Raw genomic sequence first — 17373 nt, forward strand, 5'->3', positions numbered from 1 at the left:
TTTTGGTTCAAGTGGTTTTCACGAACCCAATACGAACCTCAAGTGGGACGACCACCCATCACTCAAGCAAGTCACTACCTTATTTATATTGAAGAACCTCTTCGAGTTAACGCTCGAAGAGGTTTTTCATGCGCGCTGGAGATTCAGTTTAAGTAGCATAATACCTGCCAAATACCAGTCAGCCGCTGCTATCACCTATCAACACTTGCCCTAGAATTTTGGTTCTTCAATCGGGACCAATCCCTTGGGGATCGCTTCGGCGTCGAGCTTGGATGGGCGTTCTTTTCGATTCTCGTACGCTTCGCGAGGGCCAAGTACGATGATCGCGCCTTGGAATTGATCCTTCTTGCCGTTGTCATCTTCCACGGCGACTTCCAGAGGAAACCAGGCTGCCATTTTGTCAACCGGAAGTTCCTTACCCGTTATCTGACGATAGATGGCGACATGCTCTTCCCGACTTACGCGGGCAGAGCCGTTGTTGATCAGGGCATAATCCAGAGCATCGCCTCGTCGTTGATCCAAGAGTTCGTTCCACAGCTTCTCGACGTCCGCGGTGATTTCCCCTGTCGCGGAATCAATCTGCAGGCTGCGATGCTGCCTCAGCAGGGTGTAATAGGGATTCTTCCAGTTACCTTCTGATGTAAGCTTGATCGTCTGCTTTCCCTGCAGCGGTACCTCGAAGAGTTGCTTTAATCCAAAGTGAGGAGGTGTCGGAAGGCTCTCCAGCACGTCAGTGGGAATCTCGGCAAAGATCAATTCTTCCATGAACCAGGCAACGAGCGTCTCTCCGATCAGGAGACCTCCCAATTGACCAGATGCCGGAACAGGCCGGATGCGTGCCCCCGTATCTACGTAGTTCCACCAGAACAAATCGCTGGAAAAAGCAGCCTTTCCCGTGTCGACGTCTTTTAGTTTCCAGGATTCGATGAGGTAGTCTCCGTCGAATCGGTATGCGAATTCACATACCGCCGGAAAATCGCAGGCGACCGTACTATCCGCTTTTAGTGCAGGAGGCCCAGCAATGGGAGAACTGCTTTCTCCAAATTCGCCACTGGAATAAAGGAAGGGAATTGGGCTACCATAGTCTTGGTCACCAAACCCATCAGCCGCAACAGAAAGATAAGCTCCCCCCAACTTCTTGAATTGCCTGCTCATCAAAGGTAATCGCAATGCCCGGCTCAGTGAGATTCCAATCGTCTCGCCGGTTGTCCAATCGACGACGCTTTGCCCCAGGCCTCGATATTTCTCGTTGCGCCATAGGCATTGGCCATCATGCAGATAGTAACGGTCGTCCTTCTCGACCGGCATCATCGTTTTCGTATCGTAGACGATGATCTGTTTCGCGTTAGAAGCAAGCCGCTGAGGCCCAATCATTAGTAAGCCTTGCGAGCCAGCATGTAAGAAGAATTCGTCCGTCTTTTTCAACTTCAGGTTGTATCGATGAATGCGGAGTTTTTCTGCTTGGCTGAGATAGAGGTTGTCCTGATCGATCGCTACGGAAATTGGGGAAGGAAATTCGCTTCGAACAACGACAGTCTTCGACTTCAGATCAACCAGGGCCAGTGGATAAGTGATCTTTTGGGTTGTTTTGGACTTATGCTCGCCCCACAAGACCAACCATTGATGATCTGGTGAGACGTCAACTCCTTTTACGTCAAAACCAATGGAGACCCGCGGCAATTCGACCAGAAAGCGTAACGTGGCCGAAGCCACTTCCTTTTCCGCATTGTCTTTCAGCACGAAGGCCAACTTCACATGCTGAAGGCCCACCTCTTTGAGGGTTGGCTTCCATTGAATGGCATTCCCCTGAACGGTAACGCCGTCTGGACCAGACAATTTTTTCAGCTGAATCGAGTCTTGGTCGTAGTTACGAGGTGGATTGAATCCGAGGCGAAACACCTCATCGACTTTAATGATTGTCGGAGGTCGCTTCGCTGGTTCACTCGACTGAGCAAACACAGACTGATGGTTTACCCCCAAACAGAATACACAGAAGATCGCCGGAACGATCGCTTGAACGGCAGAACGGGGAGGAGCGACGGATTTCAATTTCTTGCCCTTTTCTCTGACAGCGAGAAGAAACCGGGCGCATTCTAAAATCAGGCGACTACGAGTGCAAAGATGTTTGCAATTGGTTTTTCTGTTTTATTTATCTGTGCGATTTGCGGGCTTACAGTTCCTGCACTGGTACTTTCTGGGAAATAGCGTCCTCTCCCCCAATGTCGTCAAGAAACGAAACAGCTCCGGTCAGGACATAACTGGAGCTGCGACGACCACTAGCCAATTCGTGAATCAGTTTGTTCTAATTCACTTCTATGTCGAATGCCTGTTTAGCTACTCCGATTTCTTAAACTCCACCTCAGCCCGCACCTGGGGAATCGCGTAGCGTGTCGTCTTCGCCAGGAAGTCTTGATCGAGGACCAGTTCGATCCCGTGGAACGCTTCGTCATTCATCGTGCCGCGGTAGCGGACGTGGAAGGTAATCTTTTGCGATTCGCCTGGTTTCACGTGGCCGTGCGTGTGGTTGGGTGAAATGCTCCACCGCGAGTCGCGGCTGGCAGGGGTTAGTGTGAAGTCGATCGCGTGGCTTGTTGGATTCTCGATAACCGTGGTGATCGATCCCTCATGAAGGTCTTCTCCTGCCGGGGTGAGAGTCGTGGTGACTTTCGGCTTCTGTTCTGCCAGCTTGATTGCTTGTTGCTGCAGTTCGGCCGTGATCTCGCGAACATCCATCGCTTCACCGACAGGGAAAGCGGCCATGGCTACCTGCTTGGGACGAACAGTGACCAGGTGGTACTGATGAAGGTAACCGGCCTCAGGCACCTTGCTCGATTGCCCGCCACCAACGGTTGCCAGGGTGACGTACTCGATGCCATCTTGTGGGTCGTACCGCATGTAATGAATGTGGCCTGCGAAAACAGCCGTCACATTACCTGCTTGCTTGAGCAGTGGATGAACGCGTTCTTTCCAATCGTTTCCATAGTTGCCACCCAGCCAACGTGGATGATGCAGGAACAGAAACTGATGGTCATTCCCCTTACCGCGCTCCAGGGCCTCCTTCAGGAAGGCAAACTGTTCTGGACTGATCTTCTGGGCATCGGCCTTCTGAAAATTCTTCTCGCCTGTCTCGGGGTTACCTTCGTCGGAGTAGATGACAATGAAGTTGCAATTCTTGTGCTGGAACGAGTACCAGAGCGGCCCGAAGTGCATTTCGTAATGCTCATCGTGCTGCCCCTTGGGCATCTCAGGGTCATTCAACGGACGCCAATAAACATCATGATTGCCAGCCACCGGAAACCAGGGGCATAGCAGTTCTTTCATGATCGCTTTGAACTCGCGCATTTGCGCGAGCCACTTTTCGGTGCCGTTGTAACCGTTGATCAAGTCGCCCACGGTCATCACCAGGTCTGGCTCAATTAGGTTCACGTCTCGCACGGCATCGGCTAGCACGTTGACACCTTCTTCAGGGCCCCCTGTGCGATCTCCAAAAACCGCGAAAACGAAAGCGTCTTCCTCGTTGGGAAGCGGCAAAACCACGTTACTGGAACGCGTGGTGAAAAAACGCTTCTCGGTTGGCTGCTGCGTAGCGTGGTGATCGTTGTGATGGTGCATGTGTCGATCATGCACGAGATTAGGAGTCTCGCTCATTGGCTTCTCCTGAGCACTCACGCTGCCCAACAGAACTAAGCCCGTCCAAATCAAACTTTGCGCCACGATTATGGTTTTCATCGTGCTATTTGCCTTTCGCACTCTGGAGACTTTCAGGAAACAATGTAGAGCGAAGCTACCCAAGGTATATTAATGGGTCTAGGGGCCTAAGTACAGGAACTTCCCCTCTACATGATTTCTTCACACGGTTCTCGTGTTTCCGGGAAATCCGTATCTTTTTGCCCAGCCACAATGCCCCCTGAAGATCGGGTATCGAGCCCTTACTCTAACTAATGGTTGTGACGCTTCGCTCACTCAACAGCGTCAATTATTCGCCCTCCATGTTACCGCGATTCGATATCCCACTTTAAGCAGCATGCGTGAAAGTGCGATAAAATAACGCAAACCGAAGATTCAACTCAGGAGCTTGCCATGGATAAGTTCTTTCAGGTCGCTATCGAGGAAGCTAAGAGGGGCTTGCATGAAGGGGGTATTCCCATCGGTTCGACACTGGTGGTTGACGGCAAATTGCGAAGCCAGGGACACAACCAACGTGTTCAGAAAGGAAGTGCCATTTTGCATGCTGAGATGCACTGCCTGGAAGAAGCAGGCCGATTGACGCCCAGGGAGTATCGCAACTCGGTCCTCTATACAACGCTCTCTCCCTGTGACATGTGCAGTGGTACGGCTCTTCTGTACAAGATCCCCAAGATCGTGATTGGTGAGAACCAGACCTTCCAAGGCCCCGAGGCCTACCTGCGATCGCGCGGCGTTGAATTAGTGTTTCTAGATGACGCTGAATGCAAAGCGTTGATGGATGAATTCATTGCGGCCCACCCACAATTGTGGAACGAGGATATCGGCGAAGTTTAACGCCGCACAAGCAATACGCTCTCCGCTGAATTTCTTAGCAAGACCATAATTCGGTGGATTCTTGCAATCCATCACTACTGGGGGTATCTTACATATTTCGGGTTTTTCCCGATGATGTCACGTGCGCCTTTCTGCCCTTAACAGGTCGTTTTGGAGAAGGTCACCTCTCTAAGGGCCTCCCGTTTCCCCATCGCGTATAAACCGTATGGCGTTTGGCATAGGGTGTGCCTTAACAGTGATCTGTAATCCAATCATGCGTTTTCCCTCCCCCACCTTAAGGGAAACTCTCTCCGTGAATTCCCCCCGCGTACATCGCTTTTTTCTATATCTATCTACAGGATTACGTTTGGTATGAATCGAAAGATTAAGTCCAGAACAGGCTTCACCCTAGTCGAGCTCTTGGTCGTCATCGCTATTATCGGCGTGCTAATTGCCTTGCTTTTGCCTGCCGTTCAACAGGCTCGCGAAGCCGCCAGAAGATCTCAATGTGTAAATCATCAGAAACAGCTTGGCTTAGCCATGCACAACTACGAGAGCACGTTCGGCGTGTTTCCGTATGGCTATCGTCCCGAAGGGACTAACGATGGAACCCATCGCCGTGATTGCTGGTACCAACGAATCTTGCCTTTCGTCGAACAGAAGGGGCTTTCGGATGTGTACGAAGCTGATCCGGGCTTGTACGTCATGCACGTAGCCAGCGACACGAAAAAGGCAGAGGTCTTCACCCTGACATGTCCTTCTGACCCTAATTCTCCCGGTCACGGCGCATCTGGGGACTCGATCAGCTTTCAAGGGAATTACGCCCTATCAGGTGGTCCTGGCAGAACGTGGAGCCAAGATAGTTCGACGACGCCACCGACAATCAATGTAACCGATCGTAACATGACCAGTACCGATCCAGGTGGCATGTTTTACCTGCTGTCGAAAAAGACGTTCCGTGATTGCACCGATGGCTCGAGCAACACGCTTCTGGCAAGCGAAGGCATCGTGCGCCGCAGCAACGTAACAGCATGGGGAGAAATCGGTGGTTACTGGGGTGGTGCACCGCACGGCTCGTTCGCTTTCTCCGTCGCTGAGACACCCAACTCGTCGGTTCCAGATCGCGTCTATTCCTGCTCCGCGACTTCAGTACCTGGTGCCCCGAGCGATGCCCCTTGCGAAAACGGGAATGCCGATGGGCTTTCCGGACGTTGGAACTTTGCTCGCAGCTTTCACCCAGGCGGCGTGAACGCCGTAATGGTCGATGGATCAGTGCACTTCTTCACCGATACCATCAACCGCCAGGTGTGGCTGAAGCTCGGCATTCGTGATGACGGTCAGGTAGTCGGCGAATTCTAAGCTGCGAATTCACAAGTTTCGTTTCAGAACAAAACGCCCATACCGCTGGAAGCCGTATGGGCACACCTTCCATAGAATTCCTACCCAATAATGCCCATGAGGATGTAAGCATGAGAACCTCTCTCGCGCTCGTTGTTTGTCTGATGCTCGGACCGGTTGGATGTAGCTCAAGCACTTCTGGTCCCGATATGCATGTCGTCCAAGGCACCGTGACTTTCGATGGGAAGCCGATCGAAACAGGACGTATTCTGTTCCGTCAAACCGAAGGAGATGGACGAGCCTATTCGACCGAAATTGTCGAAGGTTCCTACAAGTTGGAAGTGAAAGAAGGTCCAACCGAGGTAGCGATTACCGCCTCCAGGCTGATCCCTGGCAAGTTCGATAATTCAAACGGAACACCGGAGCAGATGGGCGAAATGTATATTCCTGCCAAATACAACCAAAAAACCGAACTGAATGCCCTGGTGAAATCAGGCAGTGACAACCAATTCTCGTTTGATCTTTCCGCCAAATAGTCGGCGACTCAACATGGGTCGAATCAATCAGCAGGGCTGCCTACTCTTGTGGCAGCCCTTTCTCTGATGGGGCGTTCTTGGCATCATCAACGACACTCCCAAGCCAATGGGAGAACCGCGATCTGGTGCCGCAATCACTTTGGACGCACCTTAGGCCCTGATCGATTGCAGGTCGGCCATGATCATTTCTCGCGAGGACGGTTCTTCGATCCGATCAACCAGTTTCTGCGCCGCGGCAAGGTAGCGTATTGCAGCAGCCGAATCCCCTGAGATTACCGAAGCTCTGGCGAGAGCCTCATACGCGTAGGCTTCATAGAAAGGGGGCGTTCCCTTGGAGTACTTCAAGCAAAGCTCGCCACAACGCATCGCCATGCCTCCTTCACTTAATAGCGCGAACACGCGAGAAAGCTGCCAATAGCCGACCGAGCGTGATTGGCTGTTCATATCGCTACGCTGATTCCAGTGCCATAGGGAAGCGGCGGCGCGGCATAGCATGGCGATGTCTTCTTCCGGAGTCCGGTCCGTCTTATCGATCAGGTCCCATGCGGTGTTGAACGCCTCGGCCGAAAACTGACGATGTGCGAGGACTCGGTCGAACGGAGACTGATCAGACATAGCAAACTTACCACTAGCACTTCAAGAAACGGTTGCATGCCGACTGTTCTATGCTTGCCTGCGACTAGCTGCAAGCGAAATCCTATGGATCATGTCTTTCAAAAAAACATACCGCCAAGAAACGATGCATGCCCACGCAAGCGTGGGCATAACACCTGAGATGGTTGAATCGTCAATAGACAATCACTAGCGATAGGCGAGAGCCGATTTCGGCACGTGCTGGGCTCTCACCTGGATGTGGAGCTGTTCCATCGCATAACGATTATTCTGCACCTGGAATCGAATCTGAGGAGGCAGCGACGTAAGGCCATCCTTCTTCACCATCGCTTGGATTTCCATCAATTGATCACGGAAGACCGGAATCTCTCGATCGGCCGTACGCAAGATCCCCAAGTGCAGGACAAGGTACGCTGGGTCTTCCAGTACCAGTTGGAAAGGATCGACTTTGGGCGACATATGCATTTCGCGAAAGCCCTGTGCCATCGCTTTTTTCTGAGCAACGAGCACCTCAGGGCTATCAATCTCTTCGCTGATGACCAACAGATCATTCGCTTTCAGCTTTCGACCAATTTCGAGACTACCCAGGATCATCGAAAGTGGCACCGAAAAGACAAGTCCTACCAGAACCGGTGCGAGCCAGAACAGGAACGCAGGAGCTGTCGCATAGAGAGCCACCGTGACGGCCAAGCCAATCAGCGTGTGCGCCCAGTGCATCATGATGGCATCACCCAGCGTAACACCCGTATCGTCTCGCTGCTGAGCATTCCACTTCACCTTCTTGCCTCGCAGGGTCGCCAGGACGAATTGGCTGTGCAGCAGCATCATAATCGGGGCGATCAAGATCGCGATGCCCGTCTCAAGAAGCACGCTCAGCCCTGCCCTTTTGCGTACCTCAGGAGAATCGTTCGGCTGAGGACGAAGATACATGGCAATCAGCCCATAAGCTTTCGGCAGCAACAGCATTCCCATCGTGGCCGCAAACAAACCGCCTGCCATCGCGCCGAGAATGGCCGCACCTTCTTCACCACCACTGATGAAAGCAGCGACAAGTGAAAGGGTGAGAAAGACCAGCCACAGTGGCGACGCCAGGTAGCTCATGACCCCCATGCTCAAGTGCAATCGGCTGGCCGGGTGAAAACCATCGGCCAACAGCAGCCCCATGTGCTGCATATTTCCCTGACACCAGCGCTGGTCGCGCTGGGCGTAGTCGAGCATGGTCGTGGGACATTCTTCGTAGCTGCCTTGCAGGTCATGCGCCAGGCAGATCTTCCAACCTGCACGCCGCATCAAAGCCGCTTCCACAAAGTCGTGGCTGAGGATCTCGCCCCCCAAAGGTCCGCTTCCTGGCAGCACCGGCAGATCGCAGTGCTGCATGAAGGGCTGAATCCGAATGATCGCGTTGTGCCCCCAGTAGTTGCCGTCGCATTCCGACCAGAGAGCAAACCCCTCAAGGAAAACACGGCCATATACCTGGGCAGCGAACTGCTGTGTACGAGCAAAGAACGACTGACGATTTACCGGGGTGGGTGGAACCTGCAGAATACCGATCTTCGGATCGTTCTCCATCCGGCGAACCATTTCGACCAGTGTCTCACCGGCCATCACGCTATCGGCATCCAGCACGATCATGTAGGGATAGTGCTCACCCCACCGCTGACAGAAGTCGGCAATGTTTCCAGCTTTCCGACTGATGTTCTTAGGGCGATGGCGGTAGAACACGTGACAGTCGTCCGGCAGATCGATCACCAACTTGGCCCACGCTCGTTCTTCTTCCAGCCAAATATCAGGATTGGTGGTGTCCGAGAGGATGAACAAATCAAACTTTTCAGCGGCACCGATCGACTTGAGCGACTGAGCCACTGCTTTGAGATTTGCCATCACACTGATGGTGTCTTCGTTATAGATCGGCATCAGGATCGCACTTCGCGGCAGACCAGCCAGGTAAGCAGGATCATCAGGGCTAATCGATTCTCTCTGCTTTTTCGAGAACAGAATCGAAGCCAGACCCATCGTGGCGGTCCAGAAGCTGAACGCGATCCAGAAAAACAGCAACACGAACAAGGCCACCAGCGGATATTGGAAGAATCCCGTATTGGCAACCGTTTCCCAATAGACTGCCGCGGCGGTGCCTGTGGTCAGGATGGTCAAGAATGCCAACAAGCTTCGCGTGATGTTGAAACATTGAAAGAAAGAACAGCCATTCTTTTCTTCAGAGTTGATCGGTTTGTCGTACGAATGCCTTTCGATTTCCTTCAACCCGAACATCTCGGCCAGGTGATTTCCCCAGCGAGGAAGCAGCGGCAATTGCTGCTTGGTCATCTCTTTTGGTTTTGGCTGCGGTACGACCGGCTTTCGCTTCGACTTCGCGTTGGCCACGAACGACTCCGGCAAGGTCTCGGCTAAAAAACCTTCGGGGTTCTGGCTGAGCAGCTCTGGCAGGTGAGCACCAATCACGCCAGCGGGAATGCGATGGTTGTTCGCGTCGTTTTCGATCTCGATCGCATGAACCCATTTGGCAAGCTTCTTCACCGTCAGTCGAATAGCAACCTTGCGCAGTCGTTTTCCATTCGCCTTGGGATCGGTCGCTATCTGCTCTAGTGCTTCGTTGACGATACGCTTACTCTCAGCAGCGATAAAGTCGGTATCGGTGACGCCCAGGTCGCGGAGATAGTCCGACACGACAAGCTTGGCAGCGCGTACGTCCGCGTCGGGAATGGCCTCGTGCAGCGCTGGTGCATTCGGAAAGACTGCGCCGAGGGTGTCTGTGCCGAACGATTCAAATAAGGCACCGACATCGGTTGTTGAACTTAAATGGGACATAAATATCTCCACGATTCAGAGAAGAGTTCGTCCTCGTCGGTGAGGTAAACTTCCATCTCCATGGCGTACGGTGAATCTGGAATCAGGTTGCACGATACTTCTACGGTGTTCAGAGCGGTTCGCCGGACGACGACGTTCTCCGCTTTGCCACGTTGCACGTCGATATACGCTTGCAACTGGCGTTCCGTAGAGAATTTGGAAATGGTGTCGCCCTGGTAAACGACGGTGAGACGGAGAGAAGACTTATCCGAGCGATCCACTCGGAAATCAGTCACCTTCGCCAGCGAATGCTGCTTGGGTGCCTGATGGAGAAAAGCAATTTGATATTCAAGATCGATCGGCTTGCCGACCTCGATGGGTTGTTTCGGCATCCAGTAGGCACCGATGTTATCAATCCCTTCATGTTCCGACGGCAGTTCCAACAGTTGGATCGCACCATCTTTCCAAGGAGTCTTCGGAGTAATCCAAACACTGGGACGCAAATGATACTTGGCTTCGTCGTCGTTATATCGGCTTGGAGCCCGCTCGGCCTGCATTAAACCAAAGCCGTGCAGATCCTTCGCGTCGTAGTTGCTCAACGAAGGAAAGTCCAACCGGTTCAGCGATCGGCGGATCCAATCCTTCTCTCCCTTTTGAATCAGAAGACTGTCGGCATCATGTACGCGTGGACGTGGGTCGTTCTCAGGTCCATCTTTCCCCATGCCCCACATAAACATGCTGGTCAGCGGAGCCAGGCCGACTTTTTCGGGAACGCTACGAAAGAACAATTTCGCTTTCACATCAATGGTCATGGTCTCGTCCGGATGGATAACCAAGGCGTACGCGCCACTTACGCTGGGGCTATCCAGCAAGGCCCACAGCTTTAGCTGCTTGGCATCTTGCCCAGGCTGTTCGATCCAAAACTCGCGGAAGATCGGAAACTCTTCCGCTTTTGCGAGACCAATGTCGACGGCCAATCCGCGAACACTCGTCCCGTAAAACTGCCCTGGCGAAATTGCCCGAAAGTAACTCGCACCGAGGAACGAAGCGATCTCCAGCGGGTGTTCCGAGGAGGGAAATTTCCCGATGACCTTCACCCCGGAATAGCCGAGGTCTTTTGGTGGATCGAGCCCTGCCAACTCTCCCCGGTATTGAAACAGGGATTTGTCGAACTCCATCCACTGGATTTGTTGGGCCGCTTTGGCATTCTCTGGTAACAGCGAGACCTGGACTTCGTCACGGAAGATGTACCCGCGATGAAACAACTCTAGCCAGAACGGCAAAGCTTCTTTCTTCCAGATCGACTTCTCGTGCTCGAAAGCGATCAGGCGATATGTATCGTAGTTGAGGCTATTAAGATCTTCTGGAAGCTCGTGCGAAGATTCATACGGCTTGGACGAGTTGGCTTTCGCCTTGGCCACCATGGCGTCGAAGATGGCATCGCTTTGGGATGCAGCAGAGTTCACTTCCTTCATCTTGGCGGTTGGCTCGGCGCATGCTTGCTGCGCTGACCAGAAAGATATCGCGCTAAACAATGCGACAAGTATCAACGTCGGCAGATCCATAAGCTGGATTGCTCTGGACGCAATAACTTTCGTCACATCGGAGAATAAATACATGGAGAGGGCCTGTGGTGTTGGTGTTGCTATCACGACGGGCGCGATACCCTTTCTTATGCACGAGTCGTGCCAAAGTTTGTTCTGGATTTCACTAACAGACCCACAAGAACCACTGCCAATCACGGCTAGACGGCAACGAAAAGAAGCGACCCCATAAAAGCAAAGTAAGGGAACGCACCACGAGAGCTAAGTTCTAGTGGTCATTGGATAAAGATTGACCACTTACACAATTTGGCAGAGTAGCAGACGAACTGACGCAAAATTGACCGATACGATGTGCAGAAATTGCACAGCTAGACGTCGAATCTACACATTTACATGCATAAACGTGTGAATCTATTTGACAAACACCAGTTCAAACGCTTTGCAACTTGGCCTGGTGGCCACCTAACGGCTAAATACTGTCATCTCGGTATGAAGGATGGGAAAAACATCCGATGCCGAACCATGGCAGACGGAGTGGTTGACTGGCAACCACTCGACCAAATCGCTACGGCCGGTGCATGGCAATGCTGGAAAGTCGAGCAGAACCGTCCCCTGCCCTGCCTTCAAACCACGAGCCAATTCAGCAAAACTTCGTTAGGGATAGGCAGAATTAGTAGTCGATCAGGCTAAACGACTCGAACGGGGCAATCCGCTGTTCCCCTTCCAAGGCCTTCAGGTTGATCAGGAAGCAGCAGCCAACGACGTTGGCTCCGATCTTTTCAACCAGGTTACAGCAGGCCTTCATCGTTCCGCCGGTCGCCAGAAGGTCGTCGACCATCAAAACGTTTTGCCCTGGCTGAACACCGTCGATGTGGATTTAGAGCGTGTCGGTGCCGTACTCTAGTTCGTAGTGGAACGAATGGGTATCGAACGGCAACTTGCCAGGCTTACGAACCGGCACGAAACCGCAGTTGAGCTTCAGAGCCAACGGAGCAGCGAAGATGAACCCGCGTGCTTCAGCGGCAACGATCGCGTCGATCTTCTTCCCCTCGTAGCGAGCGGCCATCTGATCAATCGCTTCGTTGAACGCGTGAGGATTGGCCAGCAGCGGCGTAATATCGCGAAACAGGATACCTGGCTTCGGGAAGTCTGGGATATCGCGGATGTACGCCTTGAGATCGATTTCCGACATGCTGCTCGCTCCAGCCAATAAAAAAGCACCTGAGACATGATTTGTTTCAGGTGCTGAATATACGTCGATTTTGCAGCCGCGGAAAGAATGGGCAGAAGAGGGGTTGGTCCTCTCCGTCCGAATTAACGTCGCGTACGACGTCGGATCGGGCCTTCCAGCATTCGCTCGCGAGGATCTTGCAGGCCTTCGGCCAGGCGATTGAGGGCTTCCGTTTCGATCTGACGGACGCGTTCGCGGGTCAGGCCCAGCTTTTCGCCGATCTCTTTCAGCGTGTGGGGCTCTTCGCCGTGCAGGCCGAAACGCATCTTCAAGACGGTCGATTCACGGCCGTCCATCGTCTTCAGCATTTCGCGAACGTGCTTCAGGTCGTCGTGTTCGACCAGTTCCTCTTCGGGATTCTTCAGCCGCTCGTCGGTCACCATTTCACCCAGAGACCAACCGTTGTCGGCCTGATCGGTCTGAGGGGTGCTGTTGTAGATGCGGATCGCCTTCTTGATGATCGGCAGCTTCTTCTTCTGCAAACCGAGCACGCGAGCGATTTCTTCCGGAGTGGGCGTACGACCGAGTTCTTCGGTCAAACGGTTGGTTGCTCGTCGCCACTTCGACAGCAGTTCCACCATGTATGCCGGAATACGGATCGTCTTAGCACAGTTGATCAGGGCCCGCTTGATCGACTGCTTGATCCAGTAACTGGCGTAAGTGCTGAAACGGGTTCCCATCGCCGGGTCAAACCCCTCGACCGCACGCAAGAGTCCGAGGTTGCCTTCTTCGATGAGATCCTGCAGGCCCAGTCCTTTGCCGGTGTAACCACGGGCAATGTTCACCACCAGGCGGAGATTGGCACGAACCATCCGATCGCGAGCAGCAACGTCCCCGTTACCAATGGCGGTAGCCAGTTCGCGCTCTTCCTTGGCGGAAAGGAGAGCCGTTTCGTTGATTTCACGCAAATACGTTTCGAGCGGACTTTGCACGGATTCGAAATCGTCGAACTCCGTTTCACTCCGTTTGGTCTTCGTGGCCATGGTTGCTTCAATGCTTTCGATACGTGGCGGGGGAAATTCTTCACGCTGTCACACCACTGCTATCGTCCATGTGCTATCACTTTCTTTGATGCGTAGCGAAACGGTCACCAATGCGCGGGATGATCCGGTTGTGCGGGATTTACACAAAACGGCCAGAGAATCGGGAGAAAAGGCACAGTGACTGCGGATTACGCAGGTAGGCCCGGATGTAAGATCATCCAACCCGCCGCATCGAGCCAGAAGTCTCAACGAAAAAAGCCTCGAAGGAAACTTCGAGGCTTTTTTGATTTCTAACAAGAAGAGGCAGCAATTTAGCTGTTTTCTTCGTTGTTGTCTTGTTCCGAAGGCATCGAGAACATCGGACCGCTGGAGCCCAGACCGCCCTTGAGTTCGCTCGGAGCTGGCGATCCGCTGCGGGCTTCGCCGCCAGCGTCGGCACCTTCTGGAGCTTCGTCTTCGGCCCACTGGACACGCTTGCGGGACAGGCCGATCTTGCGATCTTCCGTATCGACACGCAGGATCTTGACCTCGATTTCTTCGCCCACCTTGACGACGTTTTCGGGGTTTTCGACCTTGTCGTCTGACAGTTCGCTGATATGCAGCAGACCTTCCAGACCGTCTTCCAGACCAACGAAGACACCAAAGTTGGTGATCTTGGTGACCTTACCCTTAACCAACTGATTCGGCTGGTATTTTTCGGGGATGGAGGTCGCCCATGGATCGGATTCGAGCTGCTTCAAGCCCAGAGCGATACGACGACGTTCTTCGTCGATGCTGAGAACCTTGCACTCGACTTCCTGGCCCTTTTCGAGCATTTCGCTCGGGTGACCGATCTTGCGGGTCCACGACATGTCGGAAACGTGCAGCAGACCGTCGATCCCTTCTTCCAGTTCGACAAACGCACCGTAGTTGGTGAGGTTGCGAACGCGGCCCTTGACGACCGATTCGACTGGGTAGCGATCCTTGATGTTTTCCCATGGGTTGGACTGGGTTTGCTTCATACCCAAGGAGATCTCTTGCTTCTCCTTGTTGATGCCCAGGATAACCACTTCGATTTCGTCGTTGATGTTGACGATTTCGCTGGGGTGGCTGATACGCTTGGTCCACGACATTTCGGAAATGTGAACCAGACCTTCGATGCCTTCTTCCAGCTTGACGAATGCACCGTAGCTCATGACGTTGACGACGCTGCCCTTGACCTTGGCACCGACTGGGTATTTCTCTTCGACCCCGTCCCATGGGCTTGGAGTCAGCTGCTTCAGACCCAGAGCAATCTTTTCGCGTTCGTGGTCGATGTTCAGGATCTGAACTTCGATTTCGTCGTCGATGTTCACCATTTCGGTCGGATGACCGATGCGGCCCCAGCTCATGTCGGTGATGTGCAGCAGGCCGTCGATACCGCCCAGGTCAACGAACGCACCGAAGTCGGCGATGTTCTTGACCACGCCCTGGCGGGTTTGACCGACTTCCAGTTCCTTGAGCAACGATTCGCGATCGCTCTTACGCTTACGTTCGATGAGCGAACGGCGGCTGACCACGATATTGCGGCGTTCGGCGTCGATCTTGAGCACTTCGCACTCGACCGTCTTGCCGATGTAGTCGGCGATGTCGTGTGGACGGCGAATATCGACCTGGCTGGCCGGTAGGAACACGTTGACGCCGATGTCGACGAGCAAACCACCCTTGATCTTGCGGGTGACTTCCCCCTTGACGACCTGACCTTCGGCGATGGATTCCATCGTCCGTTCCCAGTCGTCGATCTTGCGGGCCTTACGCTTCGACAGGGCGACCATGCCGTGCGGGTCGTCGGTACGGCCGAATTCATCTTCGACGTCTTCGACGAGAACACGAACAACAGCCCCAACTTCTGGCGGATCTTCGTCTTCATCCCATTCGTCGCGGGGAACGCTGCCTTCGCTCTTCCCGCCGATGTCGATCAGCACAAACTCTTCGTCCATACGAAGAATACGGCCTTCGACGATTTTGTTGATTTCGATCGATTCTTCCATCTCGATCGTGTCATCGAGCCAGGTATCTTCAATACCAGGCGAGAGCTCATCGATTTGCGCTAAAAGAGTGTCGTCACTTTCGAGATTGCGAATGAGATTACGATTGACCATGCTTAAAAATTTTGAACCAGGGGGCTCGAAGTCGCTGGAGATAAATAGCTGCCGCAAAAGACGATAAAATGGCGGCTGGGCTGATCCCCTCAGGCGGCTATTCGAGTGCAAAAATGCTGGACCTAACGAACCTGCGCAGGGTAAACCACTATACCCTTCATAACGCTCGATTCAGTGAGAACCCGTAAAAGTAGCAAATCCCCAAATTACCATCAACCACAGAAGGTGGGGTGAGATACCACGATTCTCGAAAATCGCCGAAAGAAAAGTCGGTTTAGGCAAACTGCGTCTTGTCTGTGGTGTGAATACGAGGATTCATCGACCGTGCTCGCGAATACTGAACCTCGCGAAAAATCGTGTCCATTCGCGTCTGCAGCGCTGATAGCAGTTCGTCGTCCGACATCTGGGCAATTTCTTCTGCGGTAATCGGTTTTCCGATCTTCACATGCACGACCCCCAACGCCGGCAGCAGTTGCCACTTGGGCCATGCTTGGAACGACCCGTCAAAGGCTACCGGGACGATCGGAGTTCTTCCTTTCCGGGCAACAGCGATGAATCCGGGTTTCAATTGCCCCAGTTCCCCATTCTCGCTCCGCGTTCCTTCGGGGAAAATCAGCACCAATTCCCCGCCTCGCAGCCGTTTGAGCGTCTCTTTCAAGCCATCCAGCCCTGTTCCAGCGCGATTCACCGGAATGGCATTAAGGTGTTCGATGAAGGCCTTTAGTGGAAACCTGAAGAGAGACTTCTTGGCCAGGAAATTCAGCTGGCGATCGCAACACAGACCGACCAGCGGCGGATCGAGGAAGCCTTGGTGGTTCGAACAGACGAGAGCCCCACCCTCGGCAGGCCAGTTTTCACGGCCAAACACGCGGATTCGATAAAACGCGACCGCAACCAACCTCGCCGTGACACGCAGAAAGTTATAGATCAGTTGCTGGGACCACGAACGAGCCCCCGTTCGCTTTTCCTCACGCATGCTGGTACCGCTGTACGATCCCGACCAATTCCTGCAATACTTCGGCTTCCGACATACCGTCGGTCATTACTTCCACGGCATCTTCGGCTTTTAGAAGCGGACCGACCTCGCGCTGCGAGTCTTCTTCGTCTCGCTTGGTTTGCTGCTGCAGAATCTCTTCAAATTCAACCGTTTCACCACGTTTTGCCAGGTCGCCGACGCGGCGGCGGGCTCGTTCCTCGGGCGAGGCGGTCAGAAAGATCTTGCACTCCGCATTCGGAAAAACAAGCGTTCCCTGATCGCGTCCTTCGGTGACAATGTCTTTGCCGGCAGCGATTTCCCGCTGAAGTCGCACCAGTTCTTCCCGCACGCCGAAATTATTCGCGGCGTAGCGTGTGACTTCGGTGACCTGTTGCGAGCGAATCTCGTGAGAAACGTCTTCCCCATCCAGAATCACGGCTCGGCCCGATAGATCAATCGATGCCGATTTCGCGAAATCCACGAGAAGATTCTTATCGGCCCAATCGATTTTGGCCCGTAACCCCATCAAGGCTACTGCCCGATACATGGCCCCGGTGTCGAGAAACTCGAACCCAAGTTCGTCTGCCAGCCGCCGGGAAATGCTGCTCTTTCCCGCCCCGGCCGGGCCGTCGATGGTAACAATCATGCCAAAAGGTCGTGAACAGGTTGGGTTTATGGATCGGTCCATGGTGAATCACCGTGCATTTAAGCAGTTATAGCAGGAAGCCGGA

The 17373-nt window shown here is 53.4% G+C and carries 13 protein-coding genes and 1 pseudogene; 4 read left to right on the forward strand and 10 right to left on the reverse strand.

Features of this window, described 5'->3' with window-relative positions; translation table 11 throughout:
* A partial coding sequence (locus C5Y96_RS27670; protein WP_214609068.1) for a hypothetical protein occupies positions 1-214 on the forward strand: 214 nt, incomplete at its 5' end.
* Here C5Y96_RS27670 and C5Y96_RS00960 read toward each other — a convergent pair.
* Together C5Y96_RS00960 and C5Y96_RS00965 are read right to left on the reverse strand one after the other, a co-directional pair.
* Positions 211-2049 (reverse strand): hypothetical protein, encoded by a 1839-nt coding sequence (locus C5Y96_RS00960; RefSeq protein WP_105349681.1) that lies wholly within the window; start codon positions 2047-2049, stop codon positions 211-213. The genes C5Y96_RS27670 and C5Y96_RS00960 overlap by 4 nt on opposite strands.
* A gap of 285 nt (positions 2050-2334) precedes the next feature.
* Positions 2335-3648 (reverse strand): metallophosphoesterase family protein, encoded by a 1314-nt coding sequence (locus C5Y96_RS00965; RefSeq protein WP_158261025.1) that lies wholly within the window; start codon positions 3646-3648, stop codon positions 2335-2337.
* Positions 3649-4080: 432 nt separating this feature from the next.
* On the opposite strand from C5Y96_RS00965, the gene C5Y96_RS00970 reads away from it, so the two are divergent.
* The 3 genes from C5Y96_RS00970 to C5Y96_RS00980 all read left to right on the forward strand — a co-directional run bounded on the left by C5Y96_RS00970 (position 4081) and on the right by C5Y96_RS00980 (position 6374).
* Positions 4081-4521, forward strand: a complete 441-nt coding sequence (locus C5Y96_RS00970) for a nucleoside deaminase (RefSeq protein ID WP_105349683.1) — start codon at positions 4081-4083, stop codon at positions 4519-4521.
* Positions 4522-4872: 351 nt separating this feature from the next.
* Positions 4873-5859 carry a DUF1559 domain-containing protein gene (locus C5Y96_RS00975; protein ID WP_105349684.1) on the forward strand — a complete coding sequence of 329 codons (987 nt, stop codon included), beginning with the start codon at positions 4873-4875 and terminating at the stop codon, positions 5857-5859.
* A 110-nt stretch (positions 5860-5969) separates the two neighbouring features.
* Entirely contained in the window at positions 5970-6374 is a 405-nt protein-coding gene (locus C5Y96_RS00980; protein WP_233198696.1) for a hypothetical protein, read from the forward strand.
* Positions 6375-6524: 150 nt separating this feature from the next.
* Here C5Y96_RS00980 and C5Y96_RS00985 read toward each other — a convergent pair whose 3' ends face one another.
* The 8 genes and pseudogenes from C5Y96_RS00985 to cmk form a co-directional block, all read right to left on the reverse strand.
* Positions 6525-6989: a hypothetical protein gene (locus C5Y96_RS00985; protein WP_105349685.1), complete on the reverse strand. Its 465-nt coding sequence runs from the start codon at positions 6987-6989 to the stop codon at positions 6525-6527.
* Positions 6990-7175: 186 nt separating this feature from the next.
* Positions 7176-9809, reverse strand: a complete 2634-nt coding sequence (gene mdoH / locus C5Y96_RS00990; protein WP_105349686.1) for a glucans biosynthesis glucosyltransferase MdoH — start codon at positions 9807-9809, stop codon at positions 7176-7178.
* Positions 9797-11254 carry a glucan biosynthesis protein gene (locus C5Y96_RS00995; RefSeq protein WP_158261026.1) on the reverse strand — a complete coding sequence of 486 codons (1458 nt, stop codon included), beginning with the start codon at positions 11252-11254 and terminating at the stop codon, positions 9797-9799. Before C5Y96_RS00995 ends, mdoH begins: the two co-directional genes overlap by 13 nt.
* A gap of 748 nt (positions 11255-12002) precedes the next feature.
* A pseudogene (locus C5Y96_RS01000) lies at positions 12003-12524 on the reverse strand (adenine phosphoribosyltransferase).
* Positions 12525-12646: 122 nt separating this feature from the next.
* On the reverse strand, positions 12647-13546 hold the full coding sequence (locus C5Y96_RS01005; RefSeq protein ID WP_105349688.1) for an RNA polymerase sigma factor RpoD/SigA: 900 nt from the start codon (positions 13544-13546) through the stop codon (positions 12647-12649).
* Positions 13547-13857: 311 nt separating this feature from the next.
* On the reverse strand, positions 13858-15666 hold the full coding sequence (locus tag C5Y96_RS01010; RefSeq protein WP_105349689.1) for a 30S ribosomal protein S1: 1809 nt from the start codon (positions 15664-15666) through the stop codon (positions 13858-13860).
* A 274-nt stretch (positions 15667-15940) separates the two neighbouring features.
* Positions 15941-16642 carry a lysophospholipid acyltransferase family protein gene (locus tag C5Y96_RS01015; RefSeq protein WP_105349690.1) on the reverse strand — a complete coding sequence of 234 codons (702 nt, stop codon included), beginning with the start codon at positions 16640-16642 and terminating at the stop codon, positions 15941-15943.
* Positions 16635-17288, reverse strand: a complete 654-nt coding sequence (cmk, locus tag C5Y96_RS01020; RefSeq protein WP_105349691.1) for a (d)CMP kinase — start codon at positions 17286-17288, stop codon at positions 16635-16637. The genes C5Y96_RS01015 and cmk overlap by 8 nt, the downstream gene beginning before the upstream one ends.
* Positions 17289-17373 lie beyond the last annotated feature (85 nt).

Origin of the sequence: Blastopirellula marina (assembly GCF_002967715.1) — a bacterium.
GTDB classification, from domain to species: Bacteria; Planctomycetota; Planctomycetia; order Pirellulales; family Pirellulaceae; genus Bremerella; species Bremerella marina_B.